19 protein-coding genes are annotated in these 21,286 nt (G+C 71.6%); 11 read left to right on the plus strand and 8 right to left on the minus strand.

Features of this window, described 5'->3' with window-relative positions; translation table 11 throughout:
* Nucleotides 1–428 precede the first annotated feature (428 nt).
* Both I003_RS0129790 and I003_RS0129795 read left to right on the plus strand, forming a co-directional pair.
* Nucleotides 429–1,076, plus strand: coding sequence for a DUF4360 domain-containing protein (locus I003_RS0129790; protein ID WP_027774764.1), 648 nt, complete (start codon nt 429–431; stop codon nt 1,074–1,076).
* A 344-nt stretch (nt 1,077–1,420) separates the two neighbouring features.
* Entirely contained in the window at nt 1,421–1,975 is a 555-nt protein-coding gene (locus tag I003_RS0129795; protein ID WP_027774765.1) for a DUF4360 domain-containing protein, read from the plus strand.
* 148 nt (nt 1,976–2,123) lie between these two features.
* Here the strand turns inward: I003_RS0129795 and I003_RS0129800 are convergent, their stop codons facing one another.
* The 4 genes from I003_RS0129800 to kdgD are packed head-to-tail and all read right to left on the minus strand — an operon-like array spanning nt 2,124 to nt 6,210.
* Entirely contained in the window at nt 2,124–3,098 is a 975-nt protein-coding gene (locus I003_RS0129800) for a 2-hydroxyacid dehydrogenase (protein WP_027774766.1), read from the minus strand.
* Nucleotides 3,095–4,516, minus strand: a complete 1,422-nt coding sequence (locus I003_RS33955) for an enolase C-terminal domain-like protein (protein WP_051368645.1) — start codon at nt 4,514–4,516, stop codon at nt 3,095–3,097. The genes I003_RS0129800 and I003_RS33955 overlap by 4 nt, the downstream gene beginning before the upstream one ends.
* Nucleotides 4,494–5,294, minus strand: a complete 801-nt coding sequence (locus I003_RS0129810; RefSeq protein WP_027774767.1) for an aldehyde dehydrogenase family protein — start codon at nt 5,292–5,294, stop codon at nt 4,494–4,496. Before I003_RS0129810 ends, I003_RS33955 begins: the two co-directional genes overlap by 23 nt.
* Before the next feature lies 1 nt (nt 5,295).
* A complete protein-coding gene (gene kdgD / locus I003_RS0129815; RefSeq protein ID WP_027774768.1) occupies nt 5,296–6,210 on the minus strand; it encodes a 5-dehydro-4-deoxyglucarate dehydratase in 915 nt (304 codons plus the stop codon).
* A 212-nt stretch (nt 6,211–6,422) separates the two neighbouring features.
* On the opposite strand from kdgD, the gene I003_RS33960 reads away from it, so the two are divergent.
* Genes I003_RS33960 through I003_RS0129845 form a run of 6 tightly spaced genes read left to right on the plus strand, consistent with a single transcriptional unit; the run spans nt 6,423 to nt 12,712 of the window.
* Entirely contained in the window at nt 6,423–8,108 is a 1,686-nt protein-coding gene (locus I003_RS33960; RefSeq protein ID WP_078564581.1) for an ABC transporter substrate-binding protein, read from the plus strand.
* Nucleotides 8,038–8,943: an ABC transporter permease gene (locus I003_RS0129825; RefSeq protein ID WP_486584470.1), complete on the plus strand. Its 906-nt coding sequence runs from the start codon at nt 8,038–8,040 to the stop codon at nt 8,941–8,943. The genes I003_RS33960 and I003_RS0129825 overlap by 71 nt, the downstream gene beginning before the upstream one ends.
* A 10-nt stretch (nt 8,944–8,953) precedes the next feature.
* Nucleotides 8,954–9,967, plus strand: a complete 1,014-nt coding sequence (locus tag I003_RS33965; protein ID WP_486584471.1) for an ABC transporter permease — start codon at nt 8,954–8,956, stop codon at nt 9,965–9,967.
* On the plus strand, nt 9,964–10,938 hold the full coding sequence (locus I003_RS0129835; RefSeq protein ID WP_027774770.1) for an ABC transporter ATP-binding protein: 975 nt from the start codon (nt 9,964–9,966) through the stop codon (nt 10,936–10,938). Before I003_RS33965 ends, I003_RS0129835 begins: the two co-directional genes overlap by 4 nt.
* Nucleotides 10,938–11,999 carry a dipeptide ABC transporter ATP-binding protein gene (locus I003_RS33970; RefSeq protein ID WP_051368647.1) on the plus strand — a complete coding sequence of 354 codons (1,062 nt, stop codon included), beginning with the start codon at nt 10,938–10,940 and terminating at the stop codon, nt 11,997–11,999. Before I003_RS0129835 ends, I003_RS33970 begins: the two co-directional genes overlap by 1 nt.
* The gene (locus I003_RS0129845; RefSeq protein ID WP_027774771.1) at nt 11,996–12,712 is read left to right on the plus strand and encodes a sulfite exporter TauE/SafE family protein; all 717 of its coding nucleotides are present in this window, start codon (nt 11,996–11,998) and stop codon (nt 12,710–12,712) included. The genes I003_RS33970 and I003_RS0129845 overlap by 4 nt, the downstream gene beginning before the upstream one ends.
* Here I003_RS0129845 and I003_RS33975 read toward each other — a convergent pair.
* On the minus strand, nt 12,608–13,684 hold the full coding sequence (locus I003_RS33975; protein WP_486584472.1) for an NAD(P)-dependent oxidoreductase: 1,077 nt from the start codon (nt 13,682–13,684) through the stop codon (nt 12,608–12,610). The genes I003_RS0129845 and I003_RS33975 overlap by 105 nt on opposite strands.
* 10 nt (nt 13,685–13,694) lie before the next feature.
* On the opposite strand from I003_RS33975, the gene I003_RS0129855 reads away from it, so the two are divergent.
* A complete protein-coding gene (locus tag I003_RS0129855; protein WP_051368676.1) occupies nt 13,695–14,417 on the plus strand; it encodes an IclR family transcriptional regulator in 723 nt (240 codons plus the stop codon).
* 64 nt (nt 14,418–14,481) lie between these two features.
* On the opposite strand, the gene I003_RS0129860 is transcribed toward I003_RS0129855, so the two are convergent.
* Genes I003_RS0129860 through I003_RS0129870 form a run of 3 tightly spaced genes read right to left on the minus strand, consistent with a single transcriptional unit; the run spans nt 14,482 to nt 17,509 of the window.
* Nucleotides 14,482–15,312, minus strand: coding sequence for a carbohydrate ABC transporter permease (locus I003_RS0129860; RefSeq protein WP_027774773.1), 831 nt, complete (start codon nt 15,310–15,312; stop codon nt 14,482–14,484).
* The gene (locus I003_RS0129865) at nt 15,309–16,193 is read right to left on the minus strand and encodes a carbohydrate ABC transporter permease (protein ID WP_027774774.1); all 885 of its coding nucleotides are present in this window, start codon (nt 16,191–16,193) and stop codon (nt 15,309–15,311) included. Before I003_RS0129865 ends, I003_RS0129860 begins: the two co-directional genes overlap by 4 nt.
* The gene (locus I003_RS0129870) at nt 16,190–17,509 is read right to left on the minus strand and encodes an ABC transporter substrate-binding protein (RefSeq protein ID WP_027774775.1); all 1,320 of its coding nucleotides are present in this window, start codon (nt 17,507–17,509) and stop codon (nt 16,190–16,192) included. Before I003_RS0129870 ends, I003_RS0129865 begins: the two co-directional genes overlap by 4 nt.
* A gap of 192 nt (nt 17,510–17,701) precedes the next feature.
* Here I003_RS0129870 and I003_RS0129875 point away from each other — a divergent pair, with 192 nt between their 5' ends.
* Together I003_RS0129875 and I003_RS0129880 are read left to right on the plus strand one after the other, a co-directional pair.
* Nucleotides 17,702–20,173, plus strand: coding sequence for a glycosyl hydrolase 2 galactose-binding domain-containing protein (locus tag I003_RS0129875; protein WP_027774776.1), 2,472 nt, complete (start codon nt 17,702–17,704; stop codon nt 20,171–20,173).
* The gene (locus I003_RS0129880) at nt 20,170–21,201 is read left to right on the plus strand and encodes a LacI family DNA-binding transcriptional regulator (RefSeq protein ID WP_027774777.1); all 1,032 of its coding nucleotides are present in this window, start codon (nt 20,170–20,172) and stop codon (nt 21,199–21,201) included. Before I003_RS0129875 ends, I003_RS0129880 begins: the two co-directional genes overlap by 4 nt.
* Nucleotides 21,202–21,286: the final 85 nt, after the last annotated feature.

The raw sequence follows: 21,286 nt of genomic DNA on the forward strand, positions 1-21,286 counted from the left end.
CGCGTAGACTTGACACTTTGCGACACAATGTCAAGTCGGATGAGAACTTATTTTCGGACTCCCTCTGCATTCCCGTGAGATTCTCTTCACACAGGCTTTACACGGCTCTAGCATGGAAACGCTCCCACCTCACGCTCCACTGAGGTCGGGGACGCATTCGGTACGGCACCCCCACCCACAGCGTTCCGCACGAATGCTTCCCAGTCCCCGAAGCCGCTCTCAGCCTTCACCACCCTTGCGCCCGCCCGGGCGCCCGGGAGCACTTCCGTCATGCCCTGCGTGGCCCTCAGCAGCGGCTGCATCGTCTCGGTCCGCCCAGCGGTGCATGCGCTTTCACGAGCCGTGACCCGGCTCTTTCGTGCCCCATTCAGTACGGCCGGCGCCGGTTTCGCTCCGGTGCGGCCGTGAGACAGAGGAGTAGGAGAAACATGTCCGGAAAGTTGATTGCTGGTGGAGCTTTGGCGGCCTTAGTCGCCACCACCCTCTCCGCCCAGACGGCGGCGGCCGGCGAGGAGCCGGCCGACGTACCCGCCGAGCAGATCAAGGTCGGCATCCAGACCATCAACGGCTCGGGGTGCTCCGCCGGTACGGCGGCGGTCGCGGCCAACGCCGACAACACGGCGTTCACCGTGACCTACAGCGACTACCTGGCGGCGGCCGGGGCCGGCGCCAGCCCGCTCGACTTCCGCAAGAACTGCCAGCTCAGCCTGGTGCTCGACGTCCCCGCGGGGTTCACGTACGCGATCCAGAGCGTGGACTACCGGGGCTACGCGTACCTGGCTGACGGGGCGTCCGGCCTGGAGCAGGCGTCGTACTACCACATGGGCTCGCCGGAGACGACCACGAGCAGCGAGACCTTCGAGGGCCCGTACGACAACAACTGGCAGGTGACCGACTCCAAGGAGTGGGCCGAGCTGGTGTGGGCGCCCTGCGGCGAGCAGCGGAACTTCAACGTCAACACCGAACTCCGGGTCTACCGGGGCTCCTCCGACGGGCAGGCGACGAGCCTGATGACGATGGACTCCACCGACAGCGCGGTGAGCACGAAATACCACCTGGCGTGGAAGGAGTGCTGAAATACCGCGACGGGTAAGCACCATACCCGCGGTACGCCTTCGAAGAAGGCGCGGAACAGCAGCCCGTCCCGCATTTCGCCGCCGGTATGCCGCCGGTGTGTGTCTTGACGGAATCCGGCCAGCGGACCCGTTTGCCGCCCGCTCGCCAGATTCCGCCCGCATGGCCCGCTCGTGGGCATTGCCGTGCCCGGGAAACGGCCCATCCGACCGATTGGAGAACCATGACTCTTGTCGCAGGCAGTGTCCTGGCAGCATTACTGGCCGCGACCGTCAGCAGCCCCATCGCGTCGCCGTCCAACGATATCGCGACGCCGCCGTACTTCGAAGACGTACCGGCCGACCAGATGGCGATCGACGTCCTGACCGTCAACGGCACCGGCTGTGAGCCGGGCAGCGCCGCCATCGCGGTCTCGGAGGACAACCAGGCCTTCACCGTGACCTACAGCGAGTACGCGGCCGTGGTCGGGGTGGGTGCGCAACCCACGGACTTCCGCAAGAACTGCCAGCTCAACTTGGCCGTCAAGGTGCCGGGGGGATTCACCTACGCCATCGCCAGCGTCGACTACCGGGGGTACGCCTACCTGGAGGACGGCGCGAGCGGGATGGAGAAGGCGTCGTACTACTTCCAGGGCTCGCCCGACACCGACACGTTCACGCACAACTTCACCGGGCCGATGGACGACAACTGGACCACGACGGACGAGACCGACCTGGAGTCGCTCGTCTGGGCGCCCTGCGGGGAGATCCGCAACTTCAACATCAACACGGAGCTGCGCGTCAACGCGGGCACGTCGGACCCGTCGACGACCACCAGCTTGCTGACCATGGACTCGACGGACGGAGAGATCGAGACCACGTACCACGTCGCCTGGCGCGAGTGCCTGCCCGGCGAGGACTGATCCGCGGATAGCGGGGATACCCGCCCCCGCGCCGGGGGAGCGGCCCGGGGTGTGACAGGCCCGGGTTCCCGGCGCGGGGGCGGGTCCGCGGACGCGGGGGTGCCGGCGGCCGTGCGGGTGCGGGGCCGTGGGTGTCCCGCCCCGCCGCTCAGGCCGTCTCGGGGACGGGTGTCACGAGTGTGCCGTCGTTGAGGAAGCCGGCGAGGTTGGCCAGGGTCAGGCGTTCCATCTCCGCGCGGGTCTGGACGGTGGCGCTGCCGACGTGGGGCAGGAGCACCACGTTGTCCAGGGCGAAGAGGGCCTCGGGGACGTGCGGTTCGGCGGCATAGACGTCGAGGCCGGCGCCGCCGAGGGCGCCCGCGGTGAGCATCTCGACCAGGGCGTGCTCGTCGACGACGCTGCCGCGCGAGACGTTGACCAGGCAGCCCTCGGGGCCCAGTGCGCGCAGCACGGCGCGGCTGACGAGCCCTCGGGTGCCGGCACCGCCGGACGTGGACACGATCAGTACGTCCGACGCGGCGGCCAGCGCGCCGGGGGAGCCGGCGTACGCGTAGGCGGCACCGGGCACCCTTCTGCGGCTGTGGTAGCCGACGGGGCAGCCCAGCGCGGCGAACCGGGTGGCGATGGCGCGGCCGATGCGGCCGAGACCCAGGATGCCCACCCGGGCGCTGCTGACCTTGCGCATCAGCGGAAAGCCGCCGTCGCGGGGCCACCGCCCCGCGCGTACGAAGCGGTCGGCCGCGGAGAGCCCACGGAGCAGGTCGAGGGTGAGCCCGAGGGCCGTGTCGGCCACGCAGTCGGTGAGCACGTCGGGGGTGTTGCTCACCAGGACGCCGCGCCGGCGGGCGAGTGCGGTGTCCGTGGTGTCGTAGCCGACCCCGAAGTTGATGACGGCGCCGAGGCGGGGCAGCGCGGTCATCAGGCCGGTGCCGACGCCGAAGCGGCCCGAGGTCACGGCGGCGACGATGTCCTCGCCGTGCGCGGCGAGGAACCCGGCGCGCTCCGGGCCTTCGTCCGGCAGTTCCAGGGCGTCGTACGAGGTGCGCAGGGTCTCGGCGAGCGACGGCCCCAGCGGGCCGGCCTGCAGGACGCGGCCGGGTGTGGCACTCCCGTGGCGGGTCATGACGCGGTTCCCTGCCCGCCCGCGCCGGGGACCGGGCGGGCTGGCGGCTCCCGGTCGAGCGCCGGGCGCTTGGGGTCGAAGCGCCAGCCGGGCACGAGGTACCGCATGGCGACGGTGTCGTCGCGGGCGCCGAGGCCCTGGCGGAGATAGAGCTCGTGCGCGGCCTCCAGCCGGTCGTGGTCGACGGTGACGCCGAGGCCCGGGGCGGCCGGGACGTCGATCCCCCCGCCCTCGATGACCGGTGGGTCGACGGTCAGCCGCTGGCCGTCCTGCCAGATCCAGTGCGTGTCGATGGCCGTGATGTCTCCGGGGGCGGCAGCGGCGGCGTGGGTGAACATCGCCAGCGAGATGTCGAAGTGGTTGTTGGAGTGCGAGCCCCAGGTGAGCCCCCACGCCTCACAGAGCTGGGCGACGCGGACCGACCCCTCCAGGGTCCAGAAGTGCGGGTCGGCCAGCGGGATGTCGACGGCACCGGCGCGTATCGCGTGCCCGAGCTGCCGCCAGTCGGTGGCGACCATGTTGGTGGCGGTGGTCAGACCGGTCGCGCGCTTGAACTCCGCCATCACCTCCCGCCCGGAGTAGCCGTCCTCGGCGCCGCAGGGGTCCTCGGCGTAGGCGATGACGTCGCGCAGGGCGCGGCCGTGGCGGACGGCGTCGGCGAGCGGCCAGCAGCCGTTGGGGTCGAGGGTGATCCGGGAGTCCGGAAACCGTGCGGCGAGCGCGTGGACGGTCTCGACTTCCTGCTCGCCGGGCAGCACGCCGCCTTTGAGCTTGAAGTCGCTGAAGCCGTAGCGCTCCTGGGCCGCCTCGGCGAGGGCGACGACGGCCCCGGGGGTCAGGGCCTCCTCGTGCCGGAGCCGGCTCCAGGCGTCCGCGGCGCCCGGCTCGGCGCGGTAGGGGAGGTCGGTGCGGTGGCGATCGCCGATGAAGAAGAGGTAGCCGAGGACCGGTACGCGGGTGCGCCGGGGCCCGTCGCCGAGGAGTTCGGCGACGGGTACGCCGAGGAACTGGCCGTGCAGGTCCAGCAGGGCCGCTTCCAGGGCGGCCAGGACGTGCACGGTGGTGCGCAGATCGTAGGTCTGCGCGCCGCGGCCCCCGCGGTCGCGGTCCCGGAACCGAGCGCCGACCGTGCGCACCACGGACCGGTGCTGCGCGGGGGGCCGGCCGGTGACCAGCGGGGCGGCGTCCTGCAGGGTGCGGCGGATCGCCTCGCCGCCCGGCACCTCACCGACGCCGACCCGGCCGTCCGAGTCGGTCAGCAGGACGACGTTGCGCGTGAAGTAGGGGCCGTGCGCGCCGCTGAGATTCAGCAGCATGCTGTCGTGGCCCGCCACCGGAACGACCACCAGTTCGGTGACGACGGGGGTGACGGGGGCGGTGGGCGCGGCGGCGCCGTCAGTCCCGGGTGAGGTCGCCATCGACCTGCCTCCACAGTCCGAGGGAGTGGGGCTCGTCCACCGGCGCGGGCAGCAGCTCGGCGGGGACGTTCTGGCAGGCGACCGGCCGCAGGAACCGGTCGATCGCCAGGGTGCCGACCGAGGTGCTGCGGCCGTCGGAGGTGGCGGGGTACGGGCCGCCATGCACCATCGCGTGGCCGACGTCGACGCCGGTGGGCCAGCCGTTGAAGACGATGCGCCCCACCTTGTCCTCCAGCAGCTCCAGCAGCGGCGCGGCCGGTTCGCGGTCGTCGTCCGCGGCGTGGACGGTCGCGGTGAGCTGGCCTTCGAGGGCGCCGAGCACGGTGCGGAGCAGCGGCGTGCGGTCGGGGAGCGCCGGGGCGATGCGGGCGCCGGCCCAGTGCCCGGCCCGGACCAGGTCGGCGAAGAGCCGGAGCTGACCGGTGGTGCGGGCGAGTTCGCCCTGCACCCGGGCGCGCTCGATGCCGGTCTCGCGGACGACCCGCTCGACCAGTGCGGCGGAGATCGCCTCGATCTCTGCGGCGATGTCCTGGAGGAAGGCGGCCCGGGCGTGCGGCGCGGTGGCCCGGTAGGCGGGGAACGCGTCGGCGGCGAGGGCCGCGGCCCGGGCGGCCTCCGCCGCGCCGCCGAGGCCGAACGCGGGGGAGAGGCGCTCCCCGGTACGGGGGCCGACGCCGTGCACGGTCCCGTGGGTGCCGTGCACGCGCGCGGCGCCGATCACCATGGCGCCGGTCAGCGCGCCGCCACCGCGGTCGCCGCCGGTGTCGTGGCCGGTCATGTCAGATCACCTTCTTCACGAGTTCGGCGAGTTCGGCGTGCTCGTCCTCGGTGAGGTCGGTCAGCGGGGGGCGCACCGGGCCCGCCGGGTGGCCGGAGACGGTGAGCCCGGCCTTGACGATCGAGACGGCGTAGCCGGGGGCGCGGTCGCGGATCGCCAGGTACGGCAGGACGAACTCGCGCAGCCGGGCGTAGACCTCGTCCTTGTCGTGGGCGCGTACCGCGGCGTAGAAGTCGACGGCCCACCGGGGAGCGAAGTTGAAGATCGCCGAGGAGTACGTGGTGGCGCCGAGTTCGAGGTAGGGCAGGGCGTAGGTCTCGGCGGTGGGGAGGCCGCCGATGAGGACGAGGCGGTCGCCGTGCCGGGCGTGCAGCGTGGCCATCAGGTCGATGTCGCAGACGCCGTCCTTGAACCCGACGAAGTTCGGGAACTCCGCCACCAGGCGGGCGACGGTGCCGGCGGTGAAGCGGGCGTTGGCGCGGTGGTAGACGACCACGCCGAGGGAGGTGGCGTCGCACACCCGCGCGACGTGGGCGTAAAGGCCGTCCTGTCCGACCTCGGTCAGGTACGGGGGCAGCAGCAGGATCCCGTCGGCACCGCCCTCCTCGGCCTGCCGGGCCATGGCGGCGGCCGTCGCCGTGCCGTAGCCGGCGGCGCCGACCACGGGCAGGCCGTCGGGGGCCTCGGCGACCGTTGCCCGCAGGACGGCCTCCACCTCGGTGTGGGTGAGGGAGAAGAACTCGCCGGTGCCTCCGGGGGCGAAGAGGCCCGCCACGTCGTAGCCGGTGAGCCGCTGCAGGTGGAGGCGGTAGGCCGGCTCATCGAAGGCGTAGTCCGCGGTGGCGTGGGTGACCGGGAAGGACAGCAGACCCGAGCCCAGCACGCGGCGTAGGTCGTCGGGCGAGAAACGGGCCATGGGGGTTCTCCAGGATCGGATGGTGAACGCGGCGATCGTCAAGCTAACAGATGTAGCGCATGCATGAAAACGATGTCTGCATATGTGTATGGGGTGCAAGGTGTGCGCATTCCCTTGACGCCTCTCCGGGCGCCCCTCTACCGTGCGTTCACCAATCGAGACGGCATCTACATCCGTGGACACGGACGGAGTTGTCGCGGTGGAGGAGTCCCATGTCCCCTGTTCCCGACTCCCGCCGGGCCCGTGCCGGTGGGCGCCGACCGCGTGCGGCCGTATCGCTGGTGCTGTCCACGGCGCTGGCGGCCAGTGCCTGCACCGTGGCCAACAGCGACTCGGTGACGGCGGAGGGCGACGCGCTGCGCGTCGTGCTGCCGGAGGAGCCGCCGACGCTGGAGCCGTGCGAGGCTTCCCTGACCTCGACCGGGGTGGTGGTGCGGTCCAACATCACCGAGCCGCTGACCGAGCGCGACCCCGGCACCGGCGAGTTGGAGCCGAAACTGGCGACCTCCTGGAAGCGCACCTCCGCTACGGAGTGGACGTACCGGATCCGCACGGGGGTGAAGTTCAGCGACGGCTCCCGCTTCGACGCCGAGGACGCCGCCTACTCCATCGACCGCGCCGTCAACTCCGAACTCGGCTGCAACGTCGAGGGCTACGTCTTCGGAGACGCGGACCTGAAGGTCGCGGCGCCGGACGCGCACACCCTCACGGTGGCCACCCCGAAGGCGGATCCCATTCTTCCGCTGCGGCTCTCCTTCATCGAGATGGTGCCCACCTCCACCGACGACGAGAAGAAGGTCCGCGAGCCGATCGGGACCGGCCCCTACCGGATCGCCAACTGGGAGCCGGGGCTGCGGCTCGCCCTGGCCACCAACAAGCGGTACTGGGGCCGGGCTCCCGCCTACGGCAACGTGGACTACCAGTGGCGCACCGAGGGCAGCGTCCGCGCCGCCATGATCGCCAACGACGAGGTCGACGTCGCCACCGCGCTCAGCCCCGAGGACGGCGCCGGCGACGCCGCCGAGCAGTACCCCAACAACGAGACCACCGCCCTGCGGATGCAGGTCACCGAGCCGCCGCTGGACGACCGGCGGGTGCGGCAGGCGATCAATTACGCGATCGACCGCGAGGGCATCGTCGGCTCGCTGTTCCAGGGGAAGGCGAAGCCCGCCGCCCAGCTCGTGCCCCGCGGAGTCGTCGGATACCACGAGAGCCTGCGACCCTGGCCGACCGACCTGGCGAAGGCCAGAAAGCTGCTGGCCGAGGCGAAAGCCGACGGGGTCGACGTGGACGAGCCGATCCGGTTGATCAGCAGGACCGCGCTGTTCCCGAAGGTCGACGAGACCGTGCAGGTCATCCAGAACCAGTTGGACGACCTCGGCCTCGACGTCGAGATCGAGATGAAGGACACCGCGGGCAGCACCCAGTTCCAGGAACGTCCCTTCCCCGAGGACGCGGGCCCCTACCTGATGCTGATCCAGCACGGCAACCAGGCGGGCGACGCCGCCTTCAGCATGGACCAGTACCTGCTCAGCAACGGCTTCCAGAGCTCCGGGGGCACCGCGGCGTTCGACCGGAAGATCAGGGCCGCCGAGGCGAAGACCGGGGCCGCACGTCAGCAGGCGCTCGCCGGGGTCTTCAGCGACGAGCCAGAGGAGATCTCCCAGTACGCCTACGTCGCCCACATGTACGGCGTCATCGCCCTCGCCCCGGACGTGCGCTACCGACCGAACTCCGCAACGGGTGACGAAATGCGGCTCGCCGAGTTCACACCCGCCGACCGACTCCCACCTGGGGACAGCGATGTTCCGTTTCCTCCGCCGCCGCATGCTGACCAGCATCCTGCCGCTGGTCGCCGTGCTTCTCGGTGTCTTCGTGCTCGCGAGGCTCACCGGTGATCCCGCATCCTTGTACCTGCCCGAATCCGCCACCCCCGCCCAGCGCGCGGCCTTCACCGAGCGCAACGGCTTCGACGACTCGATCTGGCAGCAGATCGCCGACTACTTCGGCGGCGTGTTCCAGCTCGACTTCGGCGAGTCGCTGCGCACCGGCGAGTCGGCGGCGACGATGGCGCTGCGGGCCTTTCCCGCCACCCTCCAGCTCGCCGGCGCCACCATGCTGATCGCCGTGGCCGGCGCCGTGGTCATCGGGAGCTGGGCGGCGTTTCGCCCCAACTCCCCGGCCGACCGCATCGCCTCGTTCCTCTCCATGACCGCCGCCAGCGTGCCGGACTTCTGGTTCGCGATCACCGGCGTGTGGATCTTCGCCGTCGGCTTCGGGGTGCTGCCCACCTCCGGCGTCAGCGACGGCATGCTGTCCTGGGTGCTGCCGGTCGCCACCCTGGCGATCCGCCCGCTGGGCGTCCTCACCCAGGTCGTGCGCGGCGCCATGGTCTCCGCGCTGTCCGCCCCGTACGTGCGGCTGGCCCGCAGCAAGGGCGCGGGCAGCGTTCGGGTGGTCAGCCACCATGCCTTGCGCAACGCCGCGGCGCCCGCGCTGACCGTCGCGGGTGACCTCGCCGTCTCGCTCGTCAACGGGGCGGTCGTCGTCGAGACGATCTTCGGCTGGCCGGGCATCGGGAAGCTGATGATCGACTCGATCACCGGCCGGGACTTCGCGGTGCTGCAGGCGGCGGTGCTGCTCACCGCGGTCACCATCTTCGTGCTCAACATCGTCATCGACGTCTGCTACGCGCTGCTCGACGCGCGCGTCCGCGAGACGGCGACGGTCTGAGGAGGACGCCGTGAGTACCCTGTCCGACAAGACGGCGGGCGGCCGTACCGCCTCCGGCTCCGACGCTCCCGCCGCCGGTGCCGGGCCCTCCGCCCCGGACCGCGACAGCCGGGTGAGCCTGTGGCGGATGCTCCTGCGCGACCGGGTCGCGACCGCCGCGGCGGCGGTGCTGTCGCTGGTCGTGCTCATCGCGGTGTTCGGCCCGCTGCTGGTCGGATCGGCCGCCACCGAGCAGCATCTGGACAGCACCAACCAGCCCCCGTTCTCCTTCGACGACGGGTGGCTGGGCGTCCTGGGCACCGACCCGCTCGGCCAGAGCGTGCTGGCGCGGCTCGTCGTCGCCGCCCGCACCACCTTCAGCGTGGCGGTCCCCGCGGTGGCACTCGCGCTGGCGATCGGCGCGCTGATCGGCATGTGGGCCGGCTACCACCGCGGCCTGCGGGAGACGCTCGCGATGCGCGTCGCCGACATCATCATGAGCTTCCCGTCCCTGCTGATGGCGGTCGTCGTGCTGTACGTCTTCTCGCCCGGCGTGGCCAACCTCGTCCTGGTGCTGGCCCTCACCCGCATCCCGGTCTACCTCCGCACCGCCCGGGCGGAGTCCGCCGAACTGCAAAGCCGCCTCTTCGTCGACGCGGCCAGGACCTTCGGCACCTCCAGCGGCGCCATCATCCGGCGGCACGTGTTCCCCGTCGTGCTGCCGACCCTGCTGACTCTGGCCACCCTGGAGTTCTGCTACGTCATGCTCGCGGAGTCCTCGCTGAGCTTCCTCGGCATCGGCATCCAGCCGCCGGACGTGAGCTGGGGCCTGATGGTCTCCCAGGGGCGCAGCTACCTGCAGACTGCATGGTGGCTGACGTTCTTCCCGGGCCTGGCCATCATCGTCACGACGGTGTCGGCGACCGTGCTGGCCGCCTGGGCGCGGCTGGCCACGGACCCCGCCCAGCGCTGGCGGCTGACGCTGCCGCGCCGGACCCGCCACCGCGCCCGTACCGCACCGGCACCCCAGGAGGCACAGTCGTGACCGGCACCGCCCTCGAGGTCGACGGCCTGAGCGTCGACATCCGCACCCCGCACGGCACCGTACGCGCCGTCGACCAGGTGAGCTTCAGCGCCCGGCGCGGCCGGACGCTCGCGCTGCTCGGCGAGTCCGGCTGCGGGAAGTCGATGACCGCCCAGGCCATCGTCTCCCTGCTGGACCCCACCGCCGAGGTCGCCGGGGGCCGTGTCGTCCTGGACGGCACCGACCTGGTCGCGGCCGACGAGCAGACCCGCCGTGCCATGGCCGGGCCCGACCTGGCGATCGTCTTCCAGGACGCACTGACGGCGCTCAATCCCGTCTACACGGTGGGCACCCAGCTCGCCGAGCCGTTCCGGATCCACCGCGGGCTCTCCCGCAAGCAGGCCAGGCGGGAGGCCGTCGCCCTGATGGCCAGGGTCGGCATCCCCGAGCCGGAGACGCGCGTCGACACCTACCCGCACCAGTTCTCCGGCGGCATGCGCCAGCGGCTCCTGATCGCCGTCGCCGTCGCGCTCTCGCCGTCCGTCCTGCTCGCCGACGAGCCGACCACCGCGCTCGATGTGACCGTGCAGGCGCAGATCATGCAGTTGCTGCGGGAGCTGCGTACCGAGCGGGACATGAGCGTCGTGCTCATCACCCACGATCTCGCGCTCGTCGCCGAGCAGGCGGACGAGGTCGTGGTGATGTACGCGGGCAACGTGGTCGAGTCCGGGCCCGTCCGGGAGGTCTTCGACCGGCCCCGGCACCCGTACACCAGGGGCCTGCTGGACTCGGTGCCGGTGCACGCCGCCCGCGGGGAGGAACTGACGTCCATCGGAGGCGCCCCGCCGGACCTGCACTCCATCTCGTCCGGCTGCGTCTACCAGGACCGCTGTCCGCTGGTGCGGGACCTGTGCCGTACCCGCCGGCCGGAGCCCGCCGAGGTCGCGCCCGGGCGCACGGCCGCCTGCCATTTCTCTGCCGAGGTGAAGTGATGACCCACACAGCCGACACGGCCGGCGCAACCGGCACCGCCGATCCGGCCGGCGAGCCCCTGCTCCAGGTCCGCGACCTGACCAAGACGTTCCCCGTCCGCAGCGGTGGCCGGACGCGGCGGCTGCGCGCGCTGAACGGCATCTCCTTCGATCTGCGACGCGGCGAAACCCTCGGCCTCGTCGGGGAGTCGGGCTGCGGGAAGTCCACCCTGGCCCGCACGCTGCTCATGCTGGAGCGGCCCGACAGCGGCACCGTCCGCTTCGACGGGGTGGACCCCTTCACGCTCAAGGGGGCCGGGCTGCTCCGGTGGCGGCGCAGGGTGCAGATGGTCTTCCAGGACCCGTTCGCCTCCCTCAACGCCCGGATGACGGCGGGCGACATCGTGAGCGAGCCGTGGCGCACCCACAAGGACCTGTTCCGCTCCGCCAAGGAGCGCGGCGCGCGGGTGCGGGAACTGCTCGGCCTGGTCGGGCTGCGCGCCGGCGACGAGAACCGCTATCCGCAGGAGTTCTCCGGCGGCCAGCGGCAGCGGATCGGGATCGCCCGCGCGCTGGCGCTCGACCCGGACGTGATCGTCTGCGACGAGCCCGTGTCCGCGCTCGATCTGTCCGTACAGGCCCAGGTGCTCAACCTCCTGAACGAGCTGCAGCGGCAGCTCGGCGTCTCCTACGTCTTCATCTCCCACGACCTGTCGGTGGTGCGGCACGTCGCGGACCGGGTGATGGTGATGTACCTCGGCGGGATCGTGGAACACGGCGGCACCGAGGCCGTCTTCGGCCATGCCCGGCACCCGTACAGCGCCGCGCTCATGTCCGCCGCCCCCTCGCTCGACGGCAGCGGGCGCGGCAGGCAGATCATCCTGGACGGCGAGCTTCCGTCCCCGCTCTCCCCGCCGTCCGGCTGCCGCTTCCGTACCCGGTGCTGGAAGGCGACCGACGAGTGCGCCGCGGCACCGCCGGAGCTGACCCCCGGACCGGACGGCGGCGGGCATGCCGCCGCGTGCTTCCACCCGATGGGGGAGGGGGCCGAGCCGGTGACGGCGGGCCGGGGGGCCCGGTGACGCTCACCGGCTATCTCGTGATCGCGGGCGCGGTGGTGTTCGCGTCCTGCCTGCAGGCGTCCATCGGCTTCGGCATGGGGATGTTCGCCGCTCCGGTGGTGGCGCTCGTCGACCCCGCCCTCATCCCGGGCACCCTCATCATGCTGGCGGTCATGGTGACGCTGATGGTGACCTTCGCCGAACGGGAGCACATCGACCTGCGCGGCACCGGCTGGGCTCTGGTGGGCCGGGTGCCGGGCACCGTGGCGGGGGCGCTGCTGGTGGCGACGCTGCCGGCGCGCGGCCTCGCGCTGCTGCTCGCCGGCGTGGTGCTGTTCGGCGTCGTCCTCGCCTCCTTGGGCTGGGCGCCGCGCCCGCGCCGGCAGAACCTGGTGCTGGCCGGCTCCGCGTCCGGGCTGCTGGGCACGGCGACGTCGATCGGCGGACCGCCGATGGCGCTGGTGTGGCAGAGCAAGGACGGCCCGGTGCTGCGCGGCACGATGAGCGGCTTCTTCCTCATCGGTTCCATGCTGTCGGTGGTGATGCTCGCTCTCACCGGCTCCATCGGCACGGACACGCTGGCGATGGCCGCTCTGCTGGCGCCCGGGCCCGTCGTGGGCTACGTGCTGTCACGCCACGTCAACCGGCTCCTCGACAAGCGGCGGCTGCGCCTGTCCGCCCTCGTGATGTCGGCGCTGGGGGCCGTGCTGCTGATCGGCACGCAGGTGATCTGAGGGTGCCGATGCCCCGGTGGCCGGGTGACCCCGGTGAGGCCGTACCCCCGGGCGGTTCAGGGGGCGACGCTGTTGTGCAGCGGTCGTCCCCCGGCGAGCGCGTCGACGTTGTCCCGGATGTCGCGGGCCCGGCCGCGGAACGTCTCCTCGGTGTGGCGCGGCGGCGGTCCGTGCAACCGCGGTGCCGATCTCGCCGAGGCCGAGGACGCCGAGGGTCCGGCCGGCAAGGACGCCGCCGAACGGACAGGAGTCGTCGACGACCGTGTTGTGCCAGATTCCGGCCCGCATGGTGCGCTCGGCGCGGGCGACATCGCGCAGAAGCATCATCGACACCATGATCACGTGCTCGGCGATCGAGCGGCCGTGGTGGAAGGTGTTGGCGACCTGGACGCCGGGGCCGAGCGCGGCGAGGGGGATCTTGTCGTAGCCGGCGCCGGCGACGTGCACCAGCCTGAGCCGCGGCATCCCGGCCAGCAGCTCGGCGGAGGCGGCCGAGCACACCAGGACGTCCGCCGTCACCGCCGCCGCGCGCGCCGCCGGCCCGTCTCCGTACGCGAAGGTCCAGCGGTGCGCGGGCCCGCCGCCCTCCGCGGTGAGCACGTCCCGGAAACGGCCCATGACGGGCTCGGTGACCAGGACGTGCAGCGGCGCGCTCACCACCGCCGGCTCGGCGATCCGGCGCTTCCCGGGGACGCGGGCGAGGCTCCCGGGGCACGTGAAGCTGAAGGGGGCATGGTGGCATCCTGTCATGAGTCCACGAATGAAGACAATGACTGCGTATGAAGAATCATCCAGCGTCGGTTTCGCATGCGGATGCGAGCTGTATGCGTAGAAGGCGGTCACCATCAGATGCCCGTCCCGTATGATGGAGAGCACTTTTTCCAGGGGAGACAACGTGGCGGAAAGCGACACCGCGACAGAGGTGCCCGAGTCGAAGACCGGCCGCGGCCCTGTCAAGTCGGCCGAGCGCACGGCCCGGATCATGGAGGTGCTGGCCGAGTCCGCCGAGGCGCTGAGTCTGAGCCAGCTCCAGGAGCGCACCGGATATCCGCGTTCCAGCCTCTACGCGCTGCTGCGCACGCTGACGTCCCTGAAGTGGATCGAGACGGCGGACGGTGAGCAGACCTACGGCGTCGGACCGCGCGCCCTGCTCGCCGGCACCGCCTATCTCGACCACGACCCCGCGCTCCCCTTCGCCGTGCAGCAGCTCGAAAGCCTGCGCGCCGCCACCGGCTACACCGCGCACTACGCGCGTCTGGACGCACCCCACATCATCTATCTGGCCACCCGGGACGTCACCGAGCCCAAGCGCCTGGTCTCCCGGGTCGGGCGGCAACTGCCCGCCCATGCCACCGCGCTGGGCAAGGCGTTGCTGGCCGAACGCACCACGGAGGAGGTGAACGCGATCCTCCCCGACGAGCCGCTGACGCGGCTCACGGAGCACACGGTGCCCACCCGTTCCGCGCTCCACGCCGAGCTGGAGGCGAGCCAGGCCCGCGGTTGGGCGCTGGAGCGGGAGCAGAACACCCCGGGGCTGTGCTGCGTCGCGACGTCCGTCGGCTACCGCATCCCGGCCACGGACGCGATCAGCTGCTCGATGCCGGCGTCGCGCGCGTCCGACCGCGAGGTCGCCCACGTCGCCGAGACGATGCTGCAGCACGCCCACGAGCTGGCCCAGACGCTGCGCCGCAAGGGCATCAGATAGCCGGCCGGACGCCCGGGCCCGGACCGGGGGCCCCGCCCGGTCGTGAACCGCCTACGGGGTCGGCTCACTTCGTCGCCCCCCTCATGAACCCGTGGTAGATGTAGCGCTGGAGGAAGAGGAAGACGGCGAGCGTCGGCAGGATGACCAGGATCGTGCCGGCCGAGATCGTCTCCCAGTGCGCGCCGTACGGGCCCTTGAAGCGGAACAGCGCCGTGGACATCGTCCCGAGGTCGTCGGAGGGCATGTACAGGAACGGGATGTAGAAGTCGTTGTAGACCGTGACGCCTTTGACGATGACGACCGTCGCGATCGCCGGCTTGAGCAGCGGAAAGATGATCTTCCGGTAGATCGTGAAGGAGTTGGCGCCCTCCAGCCGTGCCGACTCGTCGAGCGAGACCGGGATGGACCGGATGAACTGCAGGAAGATGTAGATCGACACGATGTCCGTGCCCATGTAGAGCACGATGGGCGCGAGCCTGCTGTTGACCAGCCCGAAGCTGTCGACGATCTGGAACGTCGCCACCTGTGTGGTCACTCCCGGCACCATCGCGGCAACCAGGAAGAGCCCCACCACCAGCTTGCGGAACCGGAACCGGAAGCGGTCGATGGCGTACGCCGTCATCGAGCCGATGACGACCGTGCCGGCGATCGCGAAGACCAGGATGACCGCGGTGTTGGCGAACGCCGAGAGCATCCGGCCGTCCTCGAAGGCCGTCGCGTAGTTGTCGAAGTTGAGCAGGTTGCCGGGGAGCGAGAGCGCCCCGCCGTCGCCGGCCATCTCCTCCTGGGTCTTCAGCGAGGTGAGGAAGACCACCAGCAGCGGAAGCACCACCACCACGGCGGCCCCGGCCAGTGACAGATAGGTCAGCGCGCGTGCGGCGACGACCGCCTTCATACGAGGTCACCCGCCTTGTCGTCCGGTACGAGCGTCCGCTGCACCCAGGTCACCGCGAGCACGATCACAAGCAGCACCACCGCCGCCGCCGAGGCCAGCCCCGTCTTGTTGAACGTGAAGGCCAGGTCCACCGTCTGGATCACGAACGTCTCGGTGCCGGTCGCGCCGCCCGTCATGATGTACGGGATCTCGAAGACCGCGAGCGAGCCGGATATCGCCAGGATCACGCTGAGGCTGATCACCGGCCGGATGCCGGGCGCGATGATGTGCCGGAACTGCTGCCAGCGGTTCGCGCCGTCCAGCTCGGCGGCCTCGTACAGCTCGCCCGGGATGGACTGGATCGCGCCGAGGAACAGCACGAAGTTCAGCCCCATGAAGCGCCAGACCGACACTCCGGCCAGCGAGAGGTTGGCGGAGGTGGAGTCCCCGAGCCAGGCGCGGTCGGGCTCGTCGCCGAAGAGGCCGAAAAGCGCGTCGAGGGTGCCGCCGTCCTGGAAGAAGTAGAGGAAGACGAAGCCGATGGCGACACCGTTCACCAGGTACGGGAAGAAGAGGATGCCCTTGAAGAGGTTGCGGAAGCGGACGTTGAAGCTGAGCACGGTGGCGAAGTACAGTGCCAACACGATCTGCACCGCGGAAGCGGCGAGGTAGTAGCCGCTGACGAAGAAGACCTCGAAGAGTTCGGACCGGGTGAAGAGGTCGGCGTAGTTCTCCGTGCCGACGTAGTTCAGCTCCGGGCTCAGCCCGTCCCAGTCGGTGAAGCTGTACGCGACCATGTTGGCGACGGGCGCGTAGGTGAACGTGATCAGCAGGGCAAGCGGGGCGGCGAGGAACAGCCAGGGCACCACACCGCCCCGCAGCCGGCGCCTCAGCGCACTCACCGGTAACCCAGCTCCTCGGCGGCGCCCGTCCAGCGGTCGGAGAGGCCCGCGAAGAGGTCGTCGGGGCTGCCGTCCTTCGCGCCGCGGGCGATGTCGACCAGCTCCTGACGGTAGTCGGGGTCATCGATGCCGACCTCCGAGGCGTCGTCCAGCTCCTTCAGCTCGGCGCCCTTGGACTGGTCCAGCTCCAGCAGCCGCACGTCCTGCTTCTCGAACTCGGCGAGCACGCCGGGCAGGGGGGCGTCGCGCAGGGTGGAGACGTTCATGTTGTCCTCGGGGTAACCGGACTTCTCCGCGAACCAGTCGACCCAGGCGCGCGCGGCCTCCTTGTGCCCGGAGTGGATGCTCACCGCCTGCTGGTAGTCGGGGGAGAGGCCGGCGCAGAACGCGCCGTCGACCTGCTGCGGGAACGGCATGAAGCCGATGTCGTCCGGGTCCGTGCCGGCCTGTTCGGCGGCGTCGCGCATCTGGACGACGGCCCAGGAGCCGAGGAACATCGTGGCGATCTCGCCCGTGGCGATCCGCGGCTTGGAGCCCTCCCAGTTGGTGGTGGTCGGGTCCTTCTCGGCCAGGCCCTCGTCCACGATGTCGTACAGCAGGGTGTCCACGGTGCGTACGGTGCCGCCCTCGGCGAAGGGGTCGCCCTCGACCACCTCGACGTCCGCCCGCTCGTCGCAGGTGGCGGAGGCATGCGCGGGCCACCACTGGGCCAGCGGCCAGGCGTCCTTGAAGTTGGTGTAGTACGGGACGGCGTCGGTCCGGTCCCTGACGGCCCTGAGGTCGTCGAGGAACTCCGCCGGGGTGGTGGGCCATGCGGAGACGCCGGCCTGCTCCCAGACACGCTTGTTGTAGACGAAGCCGGGGACGCTGCCGTAGATGCTGACGCCGTAGACCTCGCCGTCGACGGTGGAGTAGTCGGTGAAGCGGAACTTCTCGCTGCGCTCGGACTGCCTGCCCAGCGAGGCGAAGAAGCGCGGGTAGTCGTTCTTCTTCACGGTGCCCGGGATCATGAGCACGTCGCCGTAGTCGTCCGAGTTCATCCGGGTCTTGACTTCGCCCTCGTAGTCGGTGACCCCGTCGAACTCGACCTTGACGTGGGGGTACGTCTTGCGGAACTCGGCCGCGTACTCGTCCATCGTGCCGTCCTCGACGAGATCGGTGCGATGGGTGATGACCTCGATCGTGCCGGAGACCTTCTCCGGGTCCTCGACCGCCTTCGCCTCCTCCTTCTCCGACGAGGCCCCGCTGCCCGTGCAGCCGGCGGTCGTCGCCAGTGCGGCGGCCAGCAGCGCACCGGCGAGCGCCCTTCCGTTCATCGTCACCATCTCCGTTCCTGAGCCCGGCCCGCGATGCTAAACCGGTAGAGTGAGGCTCCTTTTCTTGACGAGGAACCATCCCCTAGCTCGACGGTGACGTCAACCTCTCTGACACTGAAACAACTTGACCGGTTTATGGACACGGCCGGGAGGGGCGGCTACGTTGGCGCGAGACGCGAGATTGGAGCACCCATGAAGGACGTCATCCCGCTCACCGACGGCTGGACCCTGCGGCACGGCAGGGACCGGATGCCGGCGCGGGTGCCGGGCTGCGTCCACACGGACCTGCTCGCCGCCGGGGTCATCCCCGATCCGTACCTCGGCACCAACGAGACCGACGTCGCCTGGGTCGGCCGGCGGGACTGGACGTACGAGACGGAGATCGCGCCCTACGCGGGGCCGCACGAACGCACCGATCTCGTCTTCGACGGCCTGGACACCGCCGCCGCGCTCACGCTCGGAAGCGAGCCGCTCGGCGCCACCCGCAACATGCACCGCGGCTACCGCTTCGACGTCACCGGCGGCTCCGGCCCGCTCACAGTGACCTTCACCTCCGCCTACGCCGAGGCCGAGGCGGTACGCGCCCGGACGGGCGACCGGCCCAACGCGTATCCCGAACCCTTCCCGTTCATCCGCAAGATGGCCTGCTCCTTCGGCTGGGACTGGGGCCCGGCGCTGGTCACCGCCGGCATCTGGCGGCCGGCCCGGCTGGAGCGCTGGAGCACCGCGCGGCTGGCCCGGGTTCGCCCGCTGGTGACGGTCGACGCCGACGGCACCGGCCGCGTCGAGGTGCACCTCGGCATCGAGCGCACCGCCGCGGGCGCGCACCGCCCGCTCACCGTCCGGGCCCGCGTCGGCGGCGCCGAGGCCACGGCGGCGGTGGCGGGCACGGACGCCGCTCTCGGACTCACCGTCGACCGCCCCGAGCTGTGGTGGCCCCGCGGCTACGGCGGCCAGCCCCTTCACGAGCTGGAGGTCACCCTCCACGACGGCACCACCGCCGCCGCCCCGCCCCTGGACTCCTGGACCCGCCGCGTCGGCTTCCGCACCGTCCGCCTCGACACCTCCGCCGACGCCCACGGCTCCCGCTTCACCCTCGTCGTCAACGGCGAACCCCTCTTCGCCCGCGGCGTCAACTGGATTCCCGACGACGCCCTGCCGTCCCGCGTCACCCCCGCCCGCTACCGCGAGCGGCTGCGGCAGGCGGCGGACGCCGGCGTCGACCTCGTACGCGTCTGGGGCGGCGGCATCTACGAGAGCGACGACTTCTATGCCGCCTGCGACGAACTCGGCCTCATGGTCTGGCAGGACTTCCCCTTCGCCTGTGCCGCCTACCCCGAGGAGCAGCCGCTCCGCGGGGAGATCGAGGCGGAGGCCCGCGACAACGTCGTCCGCCTCATGCCGCACCCGTCGCTGGTGCTGTGGTGCGGCAACAACGAGAACCTGTGGGGGTTCCGCGACTGGGACTGGGAGGAGGAACTCGCCGGCGACTCCTGGGGCGAGGGCTACTACCTCGGCGTGCTCCCGCGGGTCGTCGCCGAGCTGGACCCCACGCGCCCGTACTGGCCGGGCAGCCCCTGGTCCGGGTCCTGGGGCCACCACCCCAACGACCCGGCGCACGGCAACCATCACGACTGGGAGGTGTGGAACCGCGCCGACTACACCGACTACCGCACCGCCGTCCCGCGCTTCGCCGCCGAGTTCGGCTGGCAGGCGCCGCCCGCCTGGGCCACCCTGCGCCGGGCGCTCGGCGACGGTCCGCAGCTCGCCGCCCGCTCGCCCGCCATGCTCCACCACCAGAAGGCCGATGACGGCAACGGGAAGCTGGAGCGCGGTCTCGCCCGCCACTTCGCGGTCCCCGACGGGACCGCCGACTTCGCCCGCTGGCACTATCTGATGCAGGTCAACCAGGCCCGCGCGATCTCCGCCGGCATCGAGCACTGGCGGTCCCACTGGCCGGTGTGCGCGGGCACGGTGCTCTGGCAGCTCAATGACTGCTGGCCGGTCACCTCCTGGTCCGCCGTCGACGGCGACGGCCGCCTCAAGCCGCTCTACCACGAGCTGCGCCGGCTCTACGCCGACCGGCTGCTGACCGTACGCGAGGGGGGCGGGCCGGCGGGCGGTCTGGAGGTGGCCGTGGTCAACCAGGCCGCGGAAGCCTGGTCCGGCACGCTCACGCTGCGGCGCACGGCGGTCGACGCCGGCGTGGTCGCCCGGGCCGAGGTCGCGTTCGCCGCGGGGCCGCGGTCCGTCGCCGTCGTGCCGGTACCGGACGGGCTGCCGCCGTCGGCCGCGTCCGGGAAGGAGCTGCTGGTCGCGGAGACGGACGGGCTGCGGGCCCTGCACTTCCCGGTGCGGGACAAGGACTTCGCCTACCCCCGTCCGGAGTTCGGCGTCGCGGTGGTACGCGCCGGGGCCGGAGACCCGGATAGGGTCGACGTCGTGGTCACCGCCCACACTTTCCTCAGAGACCTGCTGCTGCAGCCCGACCGGCTCGACCCGGCCGCCACCGCCGACCGGGGTCTGCTGACGCTGCTGCCCGGCGAACGCGCGACCATCGCCGTCCGCGGCTGGACCGCGCCCGCGGCCACCGGCGCGCCGGACGGGGACGATCCCGCCGTCGCCGCCGTGCGTGCCGCGCTCTTCTGCGTGGAGCCCGCGTGAGCGGCGGCCCGCCGGTCAGGGTGACGATCAAGGACGTCGCCGCCCGCGCCGGGGTCTCCAAGGGCGCCGTCTCACTGGCCTTCAACAACCGGCCGGGCCTCGCCGACGCCACCCGCGACCGGATCTTCGCCGCCGCCCGCGAGCTGGGCTGGGCGCCGAACCTCGCCGCCCGCTCGCTGTCCAGCTCCCGCGTCGACGCCGTCGGCCTGGCGATCTGCCGCCCGGCCCGGCTGCTCGGCCTGGAGCCGTTCTACATGGAGTTCGTCTCCGGGATCGAGAGCGTGCTCGCGGAGCGGTCGTGCTCGCTGCTGCTGCGGCTGGTCCGCGACGTGCACGAGGAGCTGGCGCAGCAGGAGCGGTGGTGGAAGTCCAAGCAGGTGGCCGGGTCGATCCTGGTGGACTTCCGTACCGACGACCCGCGAGTGGCGGGGGTCGGCGCACTCGGCATGCCGGCGATCGCCGTCGGCCACCCGTCGCTGACCGGCGGCTTCCCCTCGCTGTGGACGGACGACGCCACCGCCGTCGCGGAAGCCGTGCGCTACCTGGCCGCCCTCGGCCACCGGCGCATCGCCCACGTCGGCGGCGCCGCGGAGCTGGGCCACAGCGCGATCCGTACCACCGCATTCGCGGCCACCGTCCGCGAACTCGGCCTGGACGCGGGCCTGCAGACGCCCACCGGCTTCTCCGGTGAGGACGGCGCCCGCGCCACCCGTACCCTGCTGGCCTCCTCCGAGCGGCCCACGGCGATCCTCTACGACAACGACATCATGGCCGTCGCCGGCCTGTCGGTCGCCTCCGAAATGGGCCTGTCGGTGCCCGCGGACCTCTCGCTCCTCGCCTGGGACGACTCGCAGTTGTGCCGGCTGACCCACCCCACGCTCTCCGCGATGAGCCACGACGTGCACGGCTTCGGCGCTGAGGTGGCGCGGGCGCTGTTCGACCTGATGACCACCGGCGTGGCCGAGTCCCGGCAGGTGCCGACTCCGGCCCTCACGCCGCGCGGCTCGACGGGTCCGCCAAGCGGCTGACGTACCGGTCCGGGTGCCGGGTGCCGTGCGGACTTCTGCGGTCCGGGGCGGCACCCTGCCCTCCCTCCGCGCCGTCTACGACGAC

The organism is Streptomyces sp. CNQ329, assembly GCF_000482585.1.